Genomic DNA, 20,611 nt, shown 5'->3' with positions numbered 1-20,611 from the left:
AGGAATGAGAAAGGATGAATTGGAAAGGTTTGTCACATAATAGAATACAGGAATCAATTTCAAAGGGGTATTCATATGGGACATTCACATAATCATGGTCATTCACAAAATAAAAAAGCGCTAATGATTGCTTTCATATTAACTACAAGTTTTATGATTGCCGAAGTTATTGGCGGATTTGTAACGAATAGTTTAGCGCTGTTATCAGATGCAGGGCATATGCTAAGTGACGCGGTATCTCTTGCTTTAAGTTTACTGGCTTTTAAGCTCGGAGAAAAAAAGCCTACTATAGAAAGAAAAAACATATGGATATAAGCGAATTGAAATGTTAGCTGCATTGTGTAATGGTGTTGTTCTAATAGTTATTTCGATATACATTTTTATCGAAGCGATTCGCCGTTTTCAGGAACCGGTAGAGATTGCTAGTAATGGGATGTTAATCATTGCTGTTCTTGGTTTGTTTATTAATATCACATCAGCATGGATTTTAATGCGAGGCGGAGATGTGAAAGAAAATCTAAATGTGCGAAGCGCCTTTTTACATGTATTAGGGGATTTGTTGGGTTCAGTTGGAGTGATTGTTGCAGCAATTTTGATTATGTTATTTGGATGGACGGCCGCTGATCCAATTGCAAGCATCCTTGTGTCCATACTAGTCATTATAAGTGGCTGGCGGGTAACCCGTGATACAGTTCATGTTTTGATGGAAGGAGCGTCGCAACACCTTAATGTAGAACAAGTAAGGGATACATTATTAAACATTGTAACTGTAAAAGAGGTACATGATCTACACATATGGTCGGTTACATCAGATTTTTAAGTTTTAACTTGTCATCTTGTTATAGAGAAAGTTGAGGAGACACAGAAGGTATTAGCAGAAGCGACGAACTTGTTGAAGGAAAGATTTCATGTAGAACATGTCACAATTCAAGTGGAAGTAGCAGGGGAATTTAATCATACAGAAATAGCTTGCAAAGTATGAAAGAAAAAAGATGATAAAAGGTGTCATAAACCTTCTTGTGAAACATACATATATATAATGTGGCCACAAACAGTTTGTAAGGTAAATATTTCATCAGATTACTTTACTTATAAAGAATCATCTTTTATAATCAAGGTGGTAATTGAAAAAGATTATCATTTTCAATTGGTGTAGAAAGGAGTTTTTGTAAAAGATGCGTAGTCAACTCCGTTTTGCTGTTGAAAATCGTAAGAGGCAGTTAATTGATAAGCTAATTGGGGCAGGGGTGTTTAAAGTTCTCGATCGACAATTATACGAGCTTTCCTTAGAGGAACTAGAAAAAGAGTATAGTGACATTGAGAAATATGCCGAAGTTCGAGCATAGTCATATAGAATTGTAAATGAAGGGCCGTTTACGTTGGAGAAAATGTAAACGGCTCTTTTAATTATTTCATGGAGATCATTTTTTGTATTTCTTTCATTGGTCGCAACCAGTTTTGCGACATTATTTTTTCGATTTGTATTGCATCTTGTTCTTTTAATGCTTGAATGATTAAATTGTGTTCTTCAATAGATTTACGTGCAGGAATAAAGTTTTGGAAAAAGAGATATTCAAGACGTAATACATGAAGCTGAATGTTCGCTAGGAAAGGCTCGATGTATGTATTTTTAGCAATGGATACAATCGCACTATGAAATTGTATGTCTAAGTTCAATACTTGTTTTGAATTTTTTTCATCTATAGCATTCTTAAAAGCATCGTTGATTTCAGAAAGCTGTATAAGTTCAGCTTCGTTTATTTGATGAATTGCTTGCTTTCCAACAATCGTATGAAGACCAGCAATCGTTTCATAAATGACAGGTACATCTTCTAATTTGATAGGGGAAATTTTTGTTTTTTGTCCTGGAACCATTTCCACAAGTCCGGAAAGCTCTAACACTTGTAGTGCTTCTCTAACGGGTGTTCTGCTTACACCTAAAGCTTCAGCTAGTTCTCCGTCATTAATTTTTTCATCAGGCTGTAAAACACCTTCAATAATCCAATCTTGTAATTGAGTTAAGACGAGTGATTTAGCAGATACTCTTTCCTGTTTTGTATAGTTTTGAGGGATAGGCATAATCAATTAGCTCCTTTTACTAAATGTTTTGTTTTTTCGTATCGACAAGTCGTAATTTAGGTTTTCCTTCATCGGGTTTTTGACTTAGTACAAGTACCATGACAATAACGCAAAGAGCGCCTAGTAATTGGAACGATTGGAATGGAACATGCAAGATGAGAATGGAAGAAATGATAGCTGCAAGTGGCTCTGTACAACCAAATAGCGTAGTCTCTTTCGGTGTAAGGTACCGTATGCTGTCTAAATATAAATAGAATGCAATCAATGTTCCGAAAATCACAACGAATGCAATGAGGAACAGATTATTTGGTTGTAAATATTTCATACCAGATAATAAGATGAATTCGTTCGTAGAGAAAAAGTGTAAGACGGTTACACCAATCCCCCCAATAATCATCCCCCAACCAACGATGACAGCTGAAGACCATTTTTCTAATAACTCTTTTGAATATAGGCTATAGAATGCAAGTGATAAACCAGATAAAACTCCCCAAATGATAGCTGGTGTAGAAACAGCTAAATTATTAACAGAGCCGTTTGTTAGTAAGAAAAAGGTCCCGATTAAGGAGAGAGCAATTGAAATGAAATCGATTTTAGTAGGACGAATATTCCATTTGAAGATAAGATATATGGTTATGAATATGGGTGCTAAATATTGTAATAATGTTGCGACAGCAGCATTTCCTTCTTTAATAGAAGCAAAGTAGGTGTACTGTACAGCGAGCATGCCTAATAAGCCAAATAAAATCATTTTATTAGCATCTGATTTATGTTGCCAAATACCGAATATCTCCCCTTTTTTATTGCTAAACGAGGAGAATACAAGCAAAATACTTCCGGATATAAGCAAGCGAATGGTTACTAACCATTCTGCAGAAACATTTTCTTGTTGAAAAAGTTGTTGTGCAGCAGTTCCAGATAAGCCCCATAAACTAGCACCGGTAATAACCATTATAATGCCTTTTAATCTTCCTGAATCCATAGCAGGATCCTCCTTTCAAGAAGAAAACCTAATTGAAATATTGAATACAATATGTAATATATCACGAGTAACGCTAAAAATAAACAGAATTTTTTAATATTAAAGGTAGGCAAGTTATAGGTATGATTATGGTAAAATATTGTAAAGGGGGGATTGGATGATTGGTGGATTTATAATCTGTTTTTTTGTAGGGATGTTAATAATCATTCTGGGATACCAAATTCATATAAAAAAGCGGTTATTTCTGATTGCAGGATATCAAGAAGAAACATTTGTAGGGGATAAAGAGAAACTTGCAAAAATATCAGGGATATTTTCTTATGTAATCGGAATTACTACGGCTCTGTTACCATTTGGATTAGAAGCAATTGGTGACGCTGCGGGGATTGGTTATGGAATTTTCGTAGTTATCAGTACAATTGTACTTCTTATATGGGGGAATGTAATAAATAAACCTAACAAATCTAAATTATAAACAAAAACAAGCTGGGTAACCTTTTGGGGAAGCCAGCTTGTTTTCGAAATCACTCTATAATTAATAATTTTGTAAACCCTGCATTATGATCCAACGGTAAAAGCGGGAATTGGATCAACAAAATCATCCCATTCTAGCTCCATTTCTTCATCCGTTAGTAGACATGCATCTAAAGATTGTTCGATGGAAGGCTGGTTCATTTCAACTCCAATAAAGACTAGTTCTGTTATTCGGTCCCCGTACTGCTCATCCCAATTTTTTAAGACTTCGGGTTCTTCCATGATCATTTGTTGTTGCTCAGCTTTAGGTAATACAGCAATCCATTCGCCAGCTCCTTGAATGGTGATAGAAGAACCAGCTTGAGAGAGAAGGCCAATCATGTGATTACGAGATGCAAGCCAGAAAAAACCCTTGGCCCTTACTACATCTAATGGCCAGTTTTGTAACCAATTCATAAGGCGTACTGGATGAAATGGGTGCTTACGACGGTAGACAAATGAACCGATTCCGTATTCTTCTGTTTCTGGTGTATGGTGTTCACTATTTAATTCTTGAATCCAACCAGCTGATTGACTAGCTTCATCATAGTTAAATGAGTGTGTATTTAAAATTTGGTTTAGTGGAACTTGACTAAATGAAGATTCAATGATTTTCGCCCCAGAATTTAATTTTTGTAATAGACGATGGAGCTCCATAACATCTTCTTTTTCTAGTAAATCGACTTTGTTCAAAAGAATAACATTTGCAAATTCAATCTGATCAATTAGTAGATCGATAACTTCTCGTGTATCTGTTTCATCAATTGCTTGCTTTCGATCTAGTAAACTTTCACCAGCAGCAAAATCATCCCAAAACCTGTTTGCATCGACTACAGTAACCATTGTATCAAGGCGACATTTATTGGTTAAATCAATGCTAAGCTCTTCGTCCATATAGGTAAATGTTTGTGCGACGGGAATTGGTTCACTAATGCCGGAAGATTCAATGACGATGTAGTCAATATCTCCCGCTTCTACAAGACGATTCACTTCAATGATTAAATCTTCTCGAAGTGTGCAACAAATGCAGCCGTTTTGAATTTCTACTAACTTTTCTTCTGTACGGGAAAATCCCCCTTGTTTCACAAGTGTAGCGTCGATATTTACTTCGCTCATATCGTTGACAATGACTGCTACTTTCAAGCCTTCTTTATTTGCCAAAATATAATTTAATAAAGTGGTTTTTCCGGACCCCAAAAAACCACTTAATACAGTAATAGGTACTCTTTTCATTGTATATTCCTCCTTCGTAAATCGTAACCATTACGTTTTATATTAAACGACAAGAAAAAGAAATGCAACAATAAATCATAATGATTACGATTTGTGAGTAGATATAGAGTATAGAAAAATGTTTGAATCGTGTCATAGAAAAAAGGGACAAGCATACGTTTAAGTATGAATAAAATGGAGGCGAGAAATTTGGTTTTTAATAGAATTTCAAAAGAATTAATGGGTACGTTCCTTATTGCTATCTTTCTATTCTTATTATTCTTTGTAGATTTTACAAATCTAGCAAATTTACAAAAAAGTATTCCAAAAGAATGGCTTAATGTGAACGCAATCTTTTTAAGTATTTTCTTTGAAGCAGTACCGTTTATTTTACTAGGAGTTATCGTCTCATCTATTATTCAAGTATTTGTTACGGAAGATATGATTCAAAAGGTATTGCCGAAATCTCCTATCTTGGCGATGATTCCTGCAGCATTCACAGGGATTATATTTCCGATGTGTGAATGTGTCATCATACCTATTGTCAGAAGGTTGATTCAAAAAGGATTGCCTCTTCATGTCGGGATTGTGATTTTAGTAAGTGCTCCAATTATGAATCCAATTGTTTTTTTATCAACATTTTATGCATTTCAAACAAATATCACTGTTGTATATGCTCGTTTTGGTATAACGGTTCTTGTTGCGATACTAATTGGAATAATTATGTATTATTGCTATCGTGGGAAAAACGTCTTGAAGGATGCAACAGTTTCTACCCATGACAAGCAAAAAAAGAGTTGGAAAGATGTTGTAAGTCATACAGTTGATGAGTTTTTTGATACAGGAAAATATTTATTAATTGGTGCGTGTCTGGCAAGTTTATTTCAAACATTTTTAGATCGGAATGTTCTTGATGCAGTAGCGCATAGTGAAGTGATTTCGCCATTTGTTATGATGGGATTCGGTTACGTTTTATCCCTTTGTTCAGCCGCGGATGCTTTTATCGCTGCATCTTTTGGACATATTTTTTCACCAAAAGCACTTTTAGCATTTCTTGTATTTGGTCCAATGCTTGATTTTAAAAATACGTTTATGTTATTTGCGTATTTTCAAAAAAAATTCGTCTTCTTTTTTATCGGGATTGTGATTTTGTCTGTGTACATTGTTGTTCAGTTAACGATGTAATAAGGAGGAAGAAAGATGGGGAACCAGGAACAAAAGGCGTTTCATCGTTATATTCGAGGTATTATTTTAATTGGATTGGCGATGTTGTTATTTAAACTTCTTGTAACAGGTAATATAGATCACTTTATTGCACCAAAAATGACTAAGTTTACATATGTAGCTTTTGTAGTAGTACTGTTTCTTGGGTGCTGGCAAGTATGGAAAAATGGTGGGGAACAAGAAGATAATTGTCATTGTTGTGGTCACCATTCAGTACCGAAATCAAGAATAAAGGTGTTTCTTTTATATGCTCTTTTCGTTCTTCCGATAGTTAGTGCCTTTTTATTTTCAAACATAACGATTGATGGGAGTCTGGCATCGAAGCGGGGAATGAATCAGAGTGTACAGGCAAAAAGTGTAGGAAAGCAAGGAACGCAGGAGAAACAAGCAAGTTCGGATTGGCGAGAGCTATTAATTGATCAAGAAGAAGAGCCTATTCAAAAGCTTCCTGCATCAGAACAGTCACAGAAAGAATTGGAGAAAAGCATAATGGGGCAGAAGGAGATACAAGTGGATGATAAAAATTATATCCAAACAATGAATTTAATTGGTCAAGATGTTCTTGGATTTAAAGGGAAAGAAATTACATTCACAGGATTTATTTATAATGATAAGGAAGTCCAAGGGGATAAAATTGTAGTTGCACGCTATGGTATTACATGTTGTATTGCAGACGCCTCTGTGTGGGGGATGATTGTTTCTGGAAACGAAATGAAAACTTTTCCAGAAGAGACGTGGGTGAAAGTAACGGGGGTATTAGATGAAACGACGTACAAAGGGACGCTGTTTCCACTTGTAAAAGTAAGTAAAGTAGAAAAAATAGAAAAGCCGAAGGATCCTTATGTGTATGATGCTTTGCCGCAGTAAGTGTAAGGGGATTTTGAAAATCATAATGTCGGATAGTAATATAATAAAAAGTTTGCTATAGACTCATATATAGGGAATTTTTTGTAATAACAAATACATGTTAAGGAGACGGAAAATGGAATGGATTGTTCACAAACCTGTATATGAATTAGATGTTTTTGGTAATGTTATTCGAGGTATTTCCGCATGGAGTGGGCATATGGACTTTGCATACGACTTAGTTCGATTTATAAAACCGAAAAGGATAGTTGAATTAGGTACTCATCTCGGTGCTTCATTTTTTAGTTTTTGCCAAGGAGTCAAGGATGAGGGGCTATCTACTAAATGCTTTGCAGTTGACACTTGGCAAGGTGATGAACACACTGGCTCTTATGGAGAATACGTTTTTTATATAGTAAAGAGAGTTAGTGAAAATAGTTATCCTGATATATCAATGTTACTCCGCTCTACTTTTGATGAAGCCGTTGCTACATTTGAAGATGAAACAATAGATATTTTGCATATTGATGGATATCATACGTATGAGGCTGTTCTTCATGATTATCAAACGTGGTTCCCTAAAGTTTCAGAGAACGGAATTGTCTTATTCCATGATATTGCAGTAAAAAGGGACAATTTCGGTGTTTATAAATTGTGGGATGAATTAAAAAATCAATATCCTCATTTGGAATTTGAACATTCATATGGTCTAGGGGTTTTGTTTCCCAAAGGGAATAGTGATAAATTTATGGATAAAAAAGAAGAATTACAAAATATGTATAAAGGGTGAGAGAGTTTTAAGATAAAAATAAAATTGCATAAGAAAATAAGCGTGCATCTATTCAGTAATAAAAAGGGTGTATGCTTTTTTATTTTCAGAAAATTACTTAAAAATATAAATTAGTACCTTGCAATTAATAGTACTAAATGATAATATGTAGTTGAAAATGGAAAAAACTTCATTGTATAAATTAGGAAGCAGGTGATTTGCAGCAATGAACTGATGTTGTTTCAAGAAGAAAATATAACTTCTAAGCGCAATAAAACATAATTCATTAGATGATGTATTAGATGAAGGACAAATAGCTAACTTAGGAGGTTTAATAATGAATCAGAAAAGTGTACTGTTAGAAGTTTCTGAAATCCGTAAATCTTTTCGGAATATACCAGTTGTAGAAAATATGAGTTTTCAAGTTTATGAAGGAGATGTTGTAGGTTTTATTGGACCGAATGGTGCTGGCAAAACAACAACAATCCGCATGATTTTAAATTTAATTCATCGTGATGGTGGAACTGTAAAAATTGGTGGACACAATATTGATAGTGAATTTAGTCAAGCGATGAAAAAAGTAGGAGCAATTGTAGAAAATCCAAGCTTTCATGGTAATCTTTCAGGATATAAAAATTTGAAGTTAGTAGCCAATTTAAATGATGTATCAGAGGAAAGAATTTGGGAAGTTCTCAATCTTGTGCAACTACAAGCGCGAGCTAAAGATAAGGTGAAAGAATATTCATTAGGAATGAAGCAACGTCTTGGAATTGCAATGTCTTTATTAAAAAAACCAGATTTGTTAATTCTGGATGAGCCAACAAATGGATTAGATCCACAAGGAATACGGGATATGAGGGCGATGATTAAAGAGCTAGCGGAGAAGGAGAAAATAGGACTACTTATATCAAGTCATATTTTACATGAACTTGAACAAGTATGTACGCGATTTCTGATTTTGGATAAAGGAAAATTGTTATTAGATTGTAAGCGAGAGAATCTTGACCAAGAAATAGGTTCTTTAGAACATTTATTCTTTGATACAGTAAAAGGAGCGATGGTTTATGCTTAAAATGGTTGGAAATGAACTGATAAAAATGTTTTCTGGAAAAAGAATGTATGTGTTTATTGCCATTTCTCTTCTTTATGTAATTATTACATTCGTTTCTACGAAGAATATGATGTCGAATATGGATACAATTAAAGACAATATTCCTGCCAATTTAAATCTACCGGATGTTCCTAAAATTGTATTAAATGGTTTTTCAGCAAGTGTTGTTACATTAGATGGGATATCAAGTTTTTTATTAGTGGTATACATTATTGTACTGGCGGCAAGTAGTATAACGGATGAATATAGGGACGGAACATTGAAGTTACCCTTGTTACAAGGGGTAAAAAGGACTTCTGTCATTTTTAGTAAATTGATAGCATTAAGTGTTATTATTGTATTCTTTCTATTATTCAATTTTAGTGTTTCTATAATAAGCGGTTCTTATTTGTTTGGTCTTGGAGAAAAATTTATACTGCAACACCCTAGTTATGGCAAGGTAGAATTATCAATATTTGAAGGGATGTGGGCTCTTCTTCAAATGAATGGGGCAGTGTTCTTATTCTTGCTTGCTGTTGCAGCGATTGTGATTTATATCTCTATAAAAATGAACAGTACAGCGAATGCAATTGGTGTTGGTGTCGGTCTATTATTAGCGATGAATATTATCGGAAGCTTAGGATTATCCGTTAACCCATATTTCATCTTCGGTTATACAAAGTTTCATGAGAAAATTTTGAATCATGATGGTGTGCTTTTAGGAGTGGGAATTTTATTGGTACACTTTGCACTTTTCCTTATATTAAGTTTGTATGATTTTAAAAGAAAAGATCTTGTACATTAAAATAAAAAGGCTGTCTTTGCTCTAATAAGTAAAGACAGCCTTTTTATGTTCTACAAACGCAATCTCTTCATTTAGTAATTATGTGTAAGTTGGACACATTAGAAATGTGAACATGTTTAGTAATTATGTTGAAAAGAAGTGTTTTTGTGGTTTTTTATGATCAGCAATTGTGTAGCATTGCTAATTATTGATGTATAAATTGGTTCTTTTCTTAAATTTTTAATATGTGTTTTGTAAATCATAAATAAAAATATAACATTTTTTATAATTTTCATTGCGAAATGCTCAATCTACTTTTACAATAGAAAAGGTTGTATATATATTATACTGGAAAAATAAATCGAAATAATATGAAAATTACGTTTTGTCTTCGCAAATTGTATATAGTACATACGTAAGACGACATACATCATGTTATCGACTTGTAAGGAGAGAAGCAAATGAAAAGTGTAAGATTACCATCGATTCCAGAAATCATCATTCTTTTATTACTGTTTCTTGCTGTCGTCTTTTCCTTTCAAACGATTTTTAATCTGCCAATTCAACTAGCGCTATTTATTTCATGGTTTTTAGTGATTGCGCTTGGACTAAGATTAGGATTTCGTTATCAAGAATTGCAAGATGCAATTACGAAAGGAATTTCCAACGGATTAGAAGCCGTTCTTATTTTAGTTGCTGTAGGAGCATTAATTGGGACATGGATTGCTGGCGGAGTTGTGCCGACATTAATCTATTATGGATTAGAATTCATTCATCCAAGCATATTCTTATTAGCAACCTTAATAATTTGCTCCATTACCTCTATTGCAACAGGGACATCATGGGGAACAGTTGGTACAGCTGGTATCGCTATGATGGCAATCGGTGAAGGGCTCGGTTTACCTCTTCCATTAGTTGCCGGAGCCGTTCTTTCAGGAGCTTATTTTGGAGACAAGTTATCTCCACTTTCTGATAGTACAGTACTTGCCGCTTCTATGGCGAAAGTAGATGTTATTGCACACGTTCGTGCTATGCTCGTATTAGATGTTCCAGCATATATTATTACCGGTATTATGTTTACAATTGCCGGGTGGATATATGGCGGAGATAATGTTGATTTAAACAAAGTAGAATTTTTAAAAGAAGCTTTATTAAAGCAATTTGATATTAAAATATGGATGCTTGTTCCAGCGGTTATTGTTATTGCATTATTAGCAATGAAAAAACCATCAATGCCAACAATTGCAATGGGAGCGCTACTCGGTGCAATTTGGGCAACTCTGTTCCAAGGTATGCATTTCGGTGATGCAATTGGAACAGCATATAATGGTTTCTCTATTCAATCAGGTGTGGACTTTATTGATAAGCTGTTAAATCGCGGTGGAATCAATGGTATGCTTAGTTCAGTAGCTGTTATTATTTTTGGATTAGGTTTTGGAGGATTACTTGAAAAATTAGGTGTTTTAAAAGTAATCGTATCAAAATTTGAGAAGAAACTAAACTCTGCAGGAAATGTAACACTTTCCACATTAATCGTTGCTTTCCTAGCAAACGTATTTGGTTGTGCGATGTATGTATCACTAATTTTAACACCAAAAATTATGCAAGACAGCTATGATAAATTGAAGTTAGATCGCCGCATATTAGCTCGTAACTCAGAAGTAGGTGGAACATTAACTTCAGGTATGGTTCCATGGTCTGATAACGGGATCTTTATGGCTGGTATTTTAGGTGTGGCAACATTATCATATATTCCATTCATGTGGATGAGTTTCGTATCATTAGCATTAGCGGTGATTTATGGATACACAGGGAAATTTATTTGGTATGTTGATGATGCTGAAAAAGGGAAAGAGGCATCATAATAATAGTACAAAAAAATCATCCTTTACGTAATGTAGAGGATGATTTTTTTGTTGTATAAAATGTTAAATATATGATAAATAAGTAGAAATATTTATACACACGAGTGAGAATACTTATCATTCGAATGAAAGTCTGTTAAAATAAAACACGTAGGTATTTTATTTTCAAGGGGATGAAAAAATGGAGTACAGAATCGAAAGAGATACATTAGGAGAAATGAAAGTTCCAGCTGATAAATTATGGGCAGCACAAACGCAGCGTAGTAAAGAGAATTTTCCAATTGGAACAGAGCATATGCCACTTGAAATTGTACAAGCATTTGCAATTTTAAAGAAAAGTGCAGCGATTAGTAATCAGAAATTAGGAAAGTTATCAGAAGAAAAAACGCAGGCGATCGTAGAAGCTGTTGATGAGATTCTAGCAGGAAAATGGAATGAACATTTCCCGCTTGTTGTATGGCAGACGGGTAGCGGGACACAATCTAATATGAATGTAAATGAAGTAATTGCAAACCGAGGGAATCAAATTCTAAAAGAAAAAGGGCTTGATGTACATATTCATCCAAATGATGATGTAAACATGTCTCAAAGTTCAAATGATACATTCCCAACGGCGCTTCACGTTGCTTGTGTAATTGCGGTGGAGAATCAAGTGTTACCAGCAATTACGAAATTAAAAGAAACATTACACCAAAAAGTAACTGCTTTTGAACATATTATTAAAATTGGTCGTACGCACCTGCAAGATGCAACGCCTTTAACATTAGGACAAGAAATTAGCGGTTGGCATCGAATGCTCGAAAAAACAGAGCGCATGATTGTAGATAGCAATACATATATGAAAGAGCTTGCAATTGGTGGTACTGCAGTTGGAACAGGAATCAATGCTCATCCGAAGTTTGGAGAAATGGTGGCAGAAGAAATTAGCCAATTTACAGGTAAACAATTTGTGTCAGCACCAAATAAGTTTCATGCATTAACAAGTCATGATGAGGCTGTGTTCGCACACGGTGCATTAAAAGCGTTAGCTGCTGATTTAATGAAAATTGCTAATGATGTGCGCTGGCTTGCAAGTGGCCCACGTAGTGGCCTTGGTGAAATTATTATTCCTGCAAATGAGCCAGGAAGCTCAATTATGCCAGGTAAAATAAATCCAACGCAAAGTGAAGCATTAACGATGGTTGCAGCGCAAGTTATGGGGAATGATGCAACAATTGGATTTGCAGCGAGTCAAGGTAACTTTGAGCTAAATGTATTTAAGCCAGTAATTGCTTATAATTTCTTACAATCAGCTCGTTTATTAGCAGATGCGACAGTTTCATTTAATGATAAATGTGCAGTCGGTATTGAAGCAAATGAAGAAGTAATTAATCAAAATGTAAATCGTTCCTTAATGCTTGTTACAGCATTAAATCCACATATCGGATATGAAAATGCAGCGGAAATTGCTAAGCATGCTCATAAAGAAGGCTTAACTTTAAAAGAAGCAGCATTACAATCAGGATTATTAACAGAAGAACAGTTTGATGAAATTGTAGATCCAAAGAAAATGATTGCTCCAAAAGAATAATTTGAATGAATGATAGGAAGCCAAGATTCTAATTTAAGAATCTTGGCTCTTTGCATGAAATTCAATTGGAAATGCGGTTTGTTGTACGATTTTAGTTTTCAATTTGATTGGGTTGTTAAGAAGAGGGCATTCATGAGATGAAAAGTAATGCAGGTAATAGGGGGTAAACGATAAGAATTATGGATTAAAAAAAGATCTATGTTTAGGAAAAACATAGATCTTCATTGTTTTTTATGAACGAGTAAATTTGAAAATCTCATCAGCTGCTCTAGAATAACCGCCTGCATCACGGAATGATTGACTAATTTTTTTTGTGTTGTTTTTATACAAAGGGTTCCCCAAAATTTCACTAACTGTTTGTTTGATATCCTCGGCTGATATTTGTTGAATATTTAATATAGCTCCTGCACCAAGCTCTTTCACTCGTTCCGCTATCATGTGTTGATCATTTATAATAGGAAGCATAACTAGAGGGACTTCAAAGTAAAGGGATTCACTTGTGCTATTCATTCCGCAATGGCTAATAAAGACATCAGTTTGACGTAGTACACCTAATTGGGGAATATAGTTACGAACAATAAAATTATCTGGTATATCTCCTAGCTGCTCTACAGTTAATTGCTTGCCTATACTAAGTACCACTTGAACATTTAAATCTTTTAATGCGGCGAAGCATTTTTGATAGAATTCAGGCTGGTTGTTCATTATGGTTCCCATGGAAATATAAATTACATGTGTTTTTTTTAATGCATCAACTGGAAAATCGTTCAGATTTTCATCTTCGGGGATGGAAGGACCGACAAAAATATAGTCATTCTTAAAAGCATCGCTATTTCTTTGGAAATAGGAAGAAGTGAAGACAATATTTAGATTCCCTGATCCAGGACAAAGTAGAAAATTATCAGATAGCTTAAGTTTGTATTTGAGTTCTAAATATTGTTTGCGTTTTGCAATTTCTTCTAATTGTAAAAATGCTTTTAGCATGGCCAAACTCTCTGTTTTTCGCTCCATATCATTTGCTCCTGTTAGGGACATATTCTCTTTTGGATCTTGTGAAAATGCAAATGTTGTCCAAGTTGCAATAGATAATAACTTGCTTTGGTGGGCAATCCATTTTCCAGGCAAAGACTGTGCATCATATATCATGTAATCATACTCTTCGTTAGAAATTTCCTCTGCAATGGAATCAGTGATTATTTCCATTGCATTTAAAAATTGTAATAAATATTCTCGGGGCTGGGAAGCCATGAGGCTCATATTTTCTGCAAGCATTCTTTGAGCCTCCTGATTAATGGGACGGAATTGAGCACCTACTTTTTGGATTTTTTCTTCAAAATGATTTGATGAATAATAAACAATACGCTCTCCTCGTTTTACTAAATCATGCACCAATCCTAGCGTTGGATTTACATGACCTTCTCCACCTATGGTGATGTAAAGTGCTTTTTTCATGTTTATCCCTCCAGTAAATATAGTTTCATATGTTCGTTAGTTAAGATAATAAAAGCTTTTTGTGTTTAGTAATATTAGTGGGGAAAGTTCATTTGAATTTTAAGATGAATACTTAGTTAGGTCTTGAATTTGATAGAGACAAAAGTAAACGTATTTTATTTTCGTTTATATTATAACGGTATTTTTTTCATTTTGTCTATAAAATAATCTTATTTAGGTAGAAGTTTCATGAATGGTATATTCTGTCCTTGGTTAGAAATCCCTATATTTTACATTATATAGTACAGGGGAAGTTGGAAAATAAAATCCTCATAACGAAAAAATAATCAATTTTTCGTTATGAGGATATAAATATATTTTAGCTTATTCTTTTTTGAGTACGATATTAAAACAAAAGAAATTATCATGTTGTAATTTCTTATAAGTAATACTTTATGTAAAATCATTACTTAACTTTTTGCTCTATTACTTTCATATTGGGGCATTTTTCTGTTAACAAACTGATAAACTTTTCTTCTTCCTGTGGTACAAAAGCTATTAAAGCATCAAATAATCCATATGTAATTTCTAATCGTTGTCTCGTCCATTTTTCTGAATCAAGTTGTTTTCCGGAATATTTAACATGACGTATATTTTCAAAAGGGATTTCAGTATGATTTATAAAACCGTACTTAACTACAAGGGAGGATTCAGTTATTTCATAATTAGAGTTGTATAGAGAGGAAAGGTTGAAGAGATTTATTAATGTTATAAACGTGAAAAAAATAGGGTCACCATCTTGTATGAAAAGTAGAACAAATAAAATAGTCGTTAATAATAAAAATAAAATCATATGAATTGGATTTTTTTTAACTTTGAATTTCAAGTATGTCACCTCTATGTTATAAGTGTAAAATAATTAAATCACGATATATTGATAAAACATAAAAAGATGCATAATTGCATATTTCATCTTCGTATAATTCATGTAAATTTTTTTGGTAGGAACCGCAAAATGATTTCTTTTCACTAACGTGTTGTATCTACATTTTGTAATGAATAGTTCGATTAATCAGCGATGTTTATTAAGGATGATAGGGTGATTTATAAAAAGACTATACGAATATGCTTGGTATATGTAAGTGTTTTAGCTATTAGTGGTTGTTCGAGTGGATTAAAGGGAAATTGGAATCAACAAAATAATAAACAAGAAATCTTAAAAGTAAGTAAGATTTTGATAGATATTGTAAAGAAAAACGGGTAAAAGTCAGATTGGTGACGGAAGTTGCATTTTATTAACAAATATATACAGATTGAAAAGGTGTTTTTTACATGTGAAAAACACCTTTTTTGTTTGAAATTAACTTCTTTTCTTTTATATGAATTTTCTTCACACTAATTTCTACTTCGTAGAAATTAAGTTGTATCCCGCATTAACGAGCAGTAATCACCCCATCCCGAGCTTTAGTGAAAGTAAAGAAGAAAGATAAGAGGCCTTTTTGTAAAAGCTAAATTCGTGAGAAATCATTAAAGTTTTATTCCATCAAGAGGTACTTCTCCATAGTTGTTTAGAAAAGTTTTAGAAATAAAATTTCTTTATTATAAATAAAAAACTACAGATAAACATTTTTAAAAATGTTTATAAAATGAGTAAACAAAATGTTGAAATGTTTATTTTAATCATGGTAAGATAATGAAGAGATAACAAACGATAATATAATTTGTTTACATTTAAAACAAACTAATCGGAGGATTGTTTAGTATGAGTGATATTTCAGAGAAGTTTTGGGATGCTTCAGTTGAAGAATTGAAAAAAGGATATGTGTTTGAATCGGATACGGAAGAATACATTTGTTTAGCTTGTGGAGAAACGTTTATTAAAGGTGTTATTTATCAAGAAGATAATGTGTTTTATGAGGCAGAGAAGTTTACGCAGTTGCATATTGAAAACGAACATACGTCTATGTTCGAGTACTTATTAAGTCTTGATAAAAAACTTACCGGGTTAACGGATTTGCAAAAGAAGATGGTTCAGTTTTTTCATATGGGTTTAAATGATAAAGAGGTTGTGAAAAAGCTGGATGGCGGTAGTACTTCGACAATTCGTAACCATCGATTTACATTACGGGAGAAGATGAAACAAGCAAAAGTATTTTTAGCGCTGATGGAACTGTCTGAAGAAAAAGCGAAAGTACAATCTAAATTCTTACCTATTCACAAAACAGCTACAATGGTCGATGATCGTTACAATATTACAGAGGCAGAGAATGAAGAAGTGTTGAAAATACATTTTACGGAAGGGATAGATGGGCCGCTTTCCAAATTTCCGAAGAAACAAAAGCGTAAACTGATTATTTTAAAACATTTAGTGAAAAAGTTTGATAGTAGCGAGAAGTATACAGAAAAAGAAGTTAACGAAATTTTAGAAAATGTATATCCGGATTTTGTAACTTTAAGAAGGTATTTAATTGAGTATGGTTTTCTGGATCGAACAGCCGATGGCAGTCAATATTGGGTCAAATGACATGGGAAATTAGAGTGAAGAGAGAAAGGGAAATGAATAGAAGAGAAGAATTAAAACAACTATACAAAGAGACAGAGATTGAAGCAAGTATTTATCCCGCATTAACGGGCAGTAATACTCCCATCTCAAAATTCGGCGAAAGCAAAGACGTTAGATGGGAGATAAACTGCCCGTAAAAGCCCGATTGGTTCAACTAATAATCAGTCGGGGATGAAGAAAACCCCACTGATTAAAGTTTCACTTTATCGTATTACAAATACAAAAAATATAAAATGTATGTTGAGAGTACGATGAATTTGAAAACAATGAGTAGAAGACGTTTTGAACTCAATATTGGTTCTTATACAAATAGAGCACTCCAAGAGGATTGGCAGAAATATGGTTCAAATGCTTTTGAATTTGAAGTACTAGAAGTTTTGGAAAAGAAAGAGACTGGGTATTTTAATGCCAAGGAGGAATTAAAAAAATTAGAAGAGAAATGGTTGGAGGTATTGCAACCATATGGAGAGCGCGGATATAACCGGGTACCCTCTTAATAAAAGGAGAAATGAAAGTTGAAACCATCTATAGATAACACCCAAGAAGGTGTAGAATCACAAAATCAAGAGAAGGAAAGGAAACCGATATGGAAATCTATGTCGATGTTTCTAGTTCCTTTACTTTTAAGTAATGTATTGCAATCAGTTGGACAATTGTTTGGTATGGTAGTGGTAGGAAGATGGCTTGGTGTGAATGATTTAGCTGCTATTTCAGCATTCTTTCCATTGTTTTTTCTACTTGTTTCATTTGTAATTGGAATTGGATCGGGTAGTTCAATTTTAATCGGGCAAGCTTTTGGTGCTCGTAATGAAGATCGCGTAAAAGCAATCGTTGGTACGACGCTTACTTTTACATTTATACTAGGAGTTATTTTAGCAGTAGTTGGAAGTATATTTGCAATGGATATTATGCGCCTTATGGGTACACCGGAAAATATTATTGATATGAGTGTTCATTATGCGCGTATTTTATTTATTTCAATGCCAGTTTTATTTTTATATTTTGCATATACAACATTTATGCGTGGCACAGGAGATTCAAAAACACCATTTTACTTTTTAATTGTTAGTACAGCATTGAACATGATATTATTACCTGTTCTTATCTTTGGTTGGTTAGGACTGCCGAAGCTTGACGTTTATGGGGCAGCTTATGCTTCTGTTATATCAACAATCATAACGTTCGTTGTAATGTTAGTATATTTAAAAAAGAAGAATCATCCGTTACAATTGGATGCGACAGTACGAAAGTACCTTCGTATGGATTGGAATTTATTAAAGTTATTGCTACGTCTTGGTATTCCAGCAAGTATTAATATGATCTTAGTTTCGTTATCGGAGATTGCGGTAATTGCATTCGTGAATCGTTTCGGTTCTGATGCGACTGCAGCGTACGGAGTTGTGAACCAGGTCGCAAGTTATGTGCAAATGCCGGCAGTCAGCCTTGGGATTACGGTATCGATTTTTGCTGCACAATCCATTGGTGCGAATCAATTTGATCGCTTGCAGAAAGTCGTTCGGGCAGGAATTATTATGAACTATATCATTGGCGGTGTATTAATTGCTTTTATTTACTTGTTCTCAAGAGAAATTCTATCGTTGTTCCTAACAAGCTCCAATACAATCGAAATTGCACATAGTTTAGTCATGATTACACTATGGAGTTATTTAATTTTCGGCCATGCGCAAATTATTGGTGCCACAATGCGAGCAAGTGGAACTGTACTATGGCCGACTGTTATCGGTGTTGTATCTATTTGGCTTGTGGAAGTGCCAGTTGCATATTACTTATCTTACCATACAAATCTTGGTATAAAAGGCATATGGATTGGATATCCAGCGGCATTTATTGTAAGTTTACTTTTACAATACGGATACTATAAACTTTCATGGCAGAAGAAACGAATTACACGACTGGTTAGTTAAAATAGAAGGTAAACAAAATATCCCCAAGTATTAATATTTGGGGATATTTTGCTTTGTAAGAGTACTAATAATTCATAAATAGCTTTTCAAAGTCACATCAAAGTGGTGTCTAATTAATTCTCCATCGTTCATATAGAATTCCCAAGCTTTCTCTGGTTCGCCAATAATCTCAAAGGAACTTTCTGTTATATATAAAGCACAATTATCTTCTAAAGCAATGCCTTCTATGTCCCCGTTATGGTTTTGTAAGAATGAATGGAACGCGATTGCTCGATCAGGCTGATTGTAATGTAGGCAGAAACTTTTATTTACGATGCTCCATCCGGGGGCCTCGCTGTAACCAATTTCTTTATAATTCGAACGAAGTCCAGTTGTAAACCAACACATGGCGCCAGCGCTATATCCTGCAATAAATGCTCCTTGTTGTAAGGCGTTTATTAACTTCTCATCTATTTTATTTTCTTTCCACTTTTCAAGCATTTGAATGTAATTCCCACCGCCAAGATAGATTAGGTCAGCAGAATGAATCATGCTATCGATTTCATGTTCACCAAGGTTTTCTTTTATGATACGCAAGATATGAACTTCACAATGCAATTGTTTTTCAAATGTTTCGATAAAGGATTTTATATAATCTTCGTCATCACGACTTGCTGTTGGAATGAACAATACTTTTGGAGATTTTTTATAAGTTAGTTCAACAAGTCGTTGATTTATATGAAGGTGATTTGAGTCTTGCAAATCACCGCCACCAATTACAGCTAACTTCATAGTGAAGCACCACCTAATAGATTTTTGTTATGTGTAAAGTTCGCTGTAGGGGAGTTTCATTCCTTCTGTAACAAAATATGAAAATGAAAAAGTGTTAATGAATAGAGGGAAGGAAGGTGATGTATCGAAGTTAAGTGAAAAGTGAAGTTATTATAATAGGAGGAGAAATATGTTTGTAAAAGTGTACCAATATCATATACAACTTGGCAAAGAAAAAGAGTATCTTGAGATTCAAGAAAAAGCACGTGAAATATATCAGAAGTATATTTTTATTTGTTCTGTATATTTAAAGAATAATGAAGATGAATCAAAGTGGATTGAAATGCATTGGTATGAAAATGAAGAAGTGTACAAGGAAAGTATAAGGCTCATCTATGGTGAAGAGGATATAAAAAACCTTTGGAACCAATTTGAGAGTGTAATCGATCCGCAAAAATCTGAAATTGTAGAATGGGATTATTCACAAGTGAAAGACAATTTTTCTGTAGGCTAAATATGATTGTATCACTTATTCATATTTGACCTTTCTTTTATTTTGTACTACAATTTGTAGTGTGAAAGGAGACATAGTATGATTACTCAAAACTATAAGTTAAATGAGCAAGGATTAAATCACTTCTTTGGACCACTTGAAGCGAAGATTATGGAAAGTGTCTGGAATGCTCCGGGTATTACAATTAAAGAAGTACAGCAAAAGTTAAGTGAAGCATCTCCTGTAAATTTCAATACAGTAATGACTGTCATGAACAGATTAGTAGAAAAAGGACACTTGCAAAAACAAATGGTAAAAAGAAGCGGCATGTATCGTGCTGTACAAACGAAAGAAGAGTTTTTATCCAATCAAACAAAGAAAATGACACAGGAATTGATGGGAGAGTTTGGAGAGCTTGTCGTAAACCATATGCTAGATGAGTTAGATCAAGCTGATCCGTCTTTAATAAAAAAGCTAGAAGAAAAATTAAGTCAGCTGAAAAAAGAGGACTAGTA

19 protein-coding genes and 2 pseudogenes are annotated in these 20,611 nt (G+C 33.9%); 15 read left to right on the top strand and 6 right to left on the bottom strand.

Annotation, left to right across the window (positions count from 1 at the left end; genetic code table 11):
* Positions 1–75: 75 nt before the first annotated feature.
* Both AZF08_RS17260 and fbpA read left to right on the top strand, forming a co-directional pair.
* Positions 76–982: pseudogene (locus AZF08_RS17260) on the top strand (cation diffusion facilitator family transporter).
* Between the two features lie 193 nt (positions 983–1,175).
* Entirely contained in the window at positions 1,176–1,346 is a 171-nt protein-coding gene (fbpA, locus tag AZF08_RS17255) for a Fur-regulated basic protein FbpA (protein ID WP_033674030.1), read from the top strand.
* Positions 1,347–1,407: 61 nt separating this feature from the next.
* Here fbpA and AZF08_RS17250 read toward each other — a convergent pair whose 3' ends face one another.
* Together AZF08_RS17250 and AZF08_RS17245 are read right to left on the bottom strand one after the other, a co-directional pair.
* Positions 1,408–2,079, bottom strand: a complete 672-nt coding sequence (locus tag AZF08_RS17250; RefSeq protein ID WP_033674028.1) for a GntR family transcriptional regulator — start codon at positions 2,077–2,079, stop codon at positions 1,408–1,410.
* A gap of 19 nt (positions 2,080–2,098) precedes the next feature.
* Entirely contained in the window at positions 2,099–3,061 is a 963-nt protein-coding gene (locus AZF08_RS17245) for a DMT family transporter (protein ID WP_033674027.1), read from the bottom strand.
* 157 nt (positions 3,062–3,218) lie between these two features.
* On the opposite strand from AZF08_RS17245, the gene AZF08_RS17240 reads away from it, so the two are divergent.
* Positions 3,219–3,536, top strand: coding sequence for a DUF3784 domain-containing protein (locus AZF08_RS17240; protein WP_033674025.1), 318 nt, complete (start codon positions 3,219–3,221; stop codon positions 3,534–3,536).
* An 83-nt stretch (positions 3,537–3,619) separates the two neighbouring features.
* Here AZF08_RS17240 and AZF08_RS17235 read toward each other — a convergent pair whose 3' ends face one another.
* The gene (locus AZF08_RS17235; protein ID WP_033674024.1) at positions 3,620–4,807 is read right to left on the bottom strand and encodes a GTP-binding protein; all 1,188 of its coding nucleotides are present in this window, start codon (positions 4,805–4,807) and stop codon (positions 3,620–3,622) included.
* Positions 4,808–4,981: 174 nt separating this feature from the next.
* Here AZF08_RS17235 and AZF08_RS17230 point away from each other — a divergent pair, with 174 nt between their 5' ends.
* The 7 genes from AZF08_RS17230 to fumC all read left to right on the top strand — a co-directional run bounded on the left by AZF08_RS17230 (position 4,982) and on the right by fumC (position 12,934).
* Positions 4,982–5,971 carry a permease gene (locus tag AZF08_RS17230; protein ID WP_082246043.1) on the top strand — a complete coding sequence of 330 codons (990 nt, stop codon included), beginning with the start codon at positions 4,982–4,984 and terminating at the stop codon, positions 5,969–5,971.
* 15 nt (positions 5,972–5,986) lie between these two features.
* Positions 5,987–6,877: a TIGR03943 family putative permease subunit gene (locus tag AZF08_RS17225; protein WP_033674022.1), complete on the top strand. Its 891-nt coding sequence runs from the start codon at positions 5,987–5,989 to the stop codon at positions 6,875–6,877.
* A 115-nt stretch (positions 6,878–6,992) separates the two neighbouring features.
* Positions 6,993–7,646 (top strand): class I SAM-dependent methyltransferase, encoded by a 654-nt coding sequence (locus tag AZF08_RS17220; RefSeq protein WP_033674021.1) that lies wholly within the window; start codon positions 6,993–6,995, stop codon positions 7,644–7,646.
* A 316-nt stretch (positions 7,647–7,962) separates the two neighbouring features.
* Positions 7,963–8,697: an ABC transporter ATP-binding protein gene (locus AZF08_RS17215; RefSeq protein WP_033674020.1), complete on the top strand. Its 735-nt coding sequence runs from the start codon at positions 7,963–7,965 to the stop codon at positions 8,695–8,697.
* Positions 8,690–9,520, top strand: coding sequence for an ABC transporter permease subunit (locus AZF08_RS17210; RefSeq protein ID WP_033674019.1), 831 nt, complete (start codon positions 8,690–8,692; stop codon positions 9,518–9,520). Before AZF08_RS17215 ends, AZF08_RS17210 begins: the two co-directional genes overlap by 8 nt.
* Before the next feature lie 440 nt (positions 9,521–9,960).
* The gene (gene nhaC, locus AZF08_RS17205) at positions 9,961–11,364 is read left to right on the top strand and encodes a Na+/H+ antiporter NhaC (protein WP_033674017.1); all 1,404 of its coding nucleotides are present in this window, start codon (positions 9,961–9,963) and stop codon (positions 11,362–11,364) included.
* A 181-nt stretch (positions 11,365–11,545) separates the two neighbouring features.
* Positions 11,546–12,934: a class II fumarate hydratase gene (gene fumC / locus AZF08_RS17200; protein WP_033674016.1), complete on the top strand. Its 1,389-nt coding sequence runs from the start codon at positions 11,546–11,548 to the stop codon at positions 12,932–12,934.
* 231 nt (positions 12,935–13,165) lie between these two features.
* Here the strand turns inward: fumC and AZF08_RS17195 are convergent, their stop codons facing one another.
* Together AZF08_RS17195 and AZF08_RS17190 are read right to left on the bottom strand one after the other, a co-directional pair.
* On the bottom strand, positions 13,166–14,386 hold the full coding sequence (locus AZF08_RS17195; RefSeq protein WP_033674015.1) for a macrolide family glycosyltransferase: 1,221 nt from the start codon (positions 14,384–14,386) through the stop codon (positions 13,166–13,168).
* Positions 14,387–14,831: 445 nt separating this feature from the next.
* Positions 14,832–15,260, bottom strand: a complete 429-nt coding sequence (locus tag AZF08_RS17190; protein WP_082246037.1) for a PH domain-containing protein — start codon at positions 15,258–15,260, stop codon at positions 14,832–14,834.
* An 867-nt stretch (positions 15,261–16,127) separates the two neighbouring features.
* Between AZF08_RS17190 and AZF08_RS17185 the strand changes: the two genes are divergently transcribed.
* The 3 genes and pseudogenes from AZF08_RS17185 to AZF08_RS17175 all read left to right on the top strand — a co-directional run bounded on the left by AZF08_RS17185 (position 16,128) and on the right by AZF08_RS17175 (position 18,853).
* Positions 16,128–16,889, top strand: coding sequence for a DUF2087 domain-containing protein (locus AZF08_RS17185; protein ID WP_033674013.1), 762 nt, complete (start codon positions 16,128–16,130; stop codon positions 16,887–16,889).
* A gap of 210 nt (positions 16,890–17,099) precedes the next feature.
* Positions 17,100–17,425, top strand: a pseudogene (locus AZF08_RS17180) (GIY-YIG nuclease family protein).
* A gap of 18 nt (positions 17,426–17,443) precedes the next feature.
* The gene (locus AZF08_RS17175) at positions 17,444–18,853 is read left to right on the top strand and encodes an MATE family efflux transporter (protein WP_033674012.1); all 1,410 of its coding nucleotides are present in this window, start codon (positions 17,444–17,446) and stop codon (positions 18,851–18,853) included.
* Positions 18,854–18,925: 72 nt separating this feature from the next.
* Here the strand turns inward: AZF08_RS17175 and AZF08_RS17170 are convergent, their stop codons facing one another.
* Complete coding sequence (locus AZF08_RS17170) at positions 18,926–19,624, bottom strand: peptidase E (protein ID WP_033674011.1); 699 nt, start codon at positions 19,622–19,624, stop codon at positions 18,926–18,928.
* A 169-nt stretch (positions 19,625–19,793) separates the two neighbouring features.
* Between AZF08_RS17170 and AZF08_RS17165 the strand changes: the two genes are divergently transcribed.
* A complete protein-coding gene (locus AZF08_RS17165; protein ID WP_033674010.1) occupies positions 19,794–20,117 on the top strand; it encodes a hypothetical protein in 324 nt (107 codons plus the stop codon).
* A 78-nt stretch (positions 20,118–20,195) separates the two neighbouring features.
* Complete coding sequence (locus tag AZF08_RS17160) at positions 20,196–20,609, top strand: BlaI/MecI/CopY family transcriptional regulator (protein WP_033674009.1); 414 nt, start codon at positions 20,196–20,198, stop codon at positions 20,607–20,609.
* Positions 20,610–20,611 lie beyond the last annotated feature (2 nt).

Origin of the sequence: Bacillus gaemokensis (genome assembly GCF_001590835.1) — a bacterium.
GTDB classification, from domain to species: domain Bacteria; phylum Bacillota; class Bacilli; order Bacillales; family Bacillaceae_G; genus Bacillus_A; species Bacillus_A gaemokensis.
This window is presented reverse-complemented; position numbering and strand designations above follow the sequence as displayed.

Bases quoted from the DNA above. Each gene is read 5' to 3' on its own strand.
- AZF08_RS17240 (WP_033674025.1), top strand. From the start codon at position 3,219: ATGATTGGTGGATTTATAATCTGTTTTTTTGTAGGGATGTTAATAATC.
- AZF08_RS17170 (WP_033674011.1), bottom strand. From the start codon at position 19,624: ATGAAGTTAGCTGTAATTGGTGGCGGTGATTTGCAAGACTCAAATCAC.
- nhaC (WP_033674017.1), top strand. From the start codon at position 9,961: ATGAAAAGTGTAAGATTACCATCGATTCCAGAAATCATCATTCTTTTA.
- AZF08_RS17215 (WP_033674020.1), top strand. From the start codon at position 7,963: ATGAATCAGAAAAGTGTACTGTTAGAAGTTTCTGAAATCCGTAAATCT.
- AZF08_RS17195 (WP_033674015.1), bottom strand. From the start codon at position 14,386: ATGAAAAAAGCACTTTACATCACCATAGGTGGAGAAGGTCATGTAAAT.
- fumC (WP_033674016.1), top strand. From the start codon at position 11,546: ATGGAGTACAGAATCGAAAGAGATACATTAGGAGAAATGAAAGTTCCA.
- AZF08_RS17220 (WP_033674021.1), top strand. From the start codon at position 6,993: ATGGAATGGATTGTTCACAAACCTGTATATGAATTAGATGTTTTTGGT.
- AZF08_RS17185 (WP_033674013.1), top strand. From the start codon at position 16,128: ATGAGTGATATTTCAGAGAAGTTTTGGGATGCTTCAGTTGAAGAATTG.
- AZF08_RS17160 (WP_033674009.1), top strand. From the start codon at position 20,196: ATGATTACTCAAAACTATAAGTTAAATGAGCAAGGATTAAATCACTTC.
- AZF08_RS17245 (WP_033674027.1), bottom strand. From the start codon at position 3,061: ATGGATTCAGGAAGATTAAAAGGCATTATAATGGTTATTACCGGTGCT.
- AZF08_RS17235 (WP_033674024.1), bottom strand. From the start codon at position 4,807: ATGAAAAGAGTACCTATTACTGTATTAAGTGGTTTTTTGGGGTCCGGA.
- AZF08_RS17250 (WP_033674028.1), bottom strand. From the start codon at position 2,079: ATGCCTATCCCTCAAAACTATACAAAACAGGAAAGAGTATCTGCTAAA.
- AZF08_RS17225 (WP_033674022.1), top strand. From the start codon at position 5,987: ATGGGGAACCAGGAACAAAAGGCGTTTCATCGTTATATTCGAGGTATT.
- AZF08_RS17230 (WP_082246043.1), top strand. From the start codon at position 4,982: ATGGAGGCGAGAAATTTGGTTTTTAATAGAATTTCAAAAGAATTAATG.
- AZF08_RS17165 (WP_033674010.1), top strand. From the start codon at position 19,794: ATGTTTGTAAAAGTGTACCAATATCATATACAACTTGGCAAAGAAAAA.
- fbpA (WP_033674030.1), top strand. From the start codon at position 1,176: ATGCGTAGTCAACTCCGTTTTGCTGTTGAAAATCGTAAGAGGCAGTTA.
- AZF08_RS17210 (WP_033674019.1), top strand. From the start codon at position 8,690: ATGCTTAAAATGGTTGGAAATGAACTGATAAAAATGTTTTCTGGAAAA.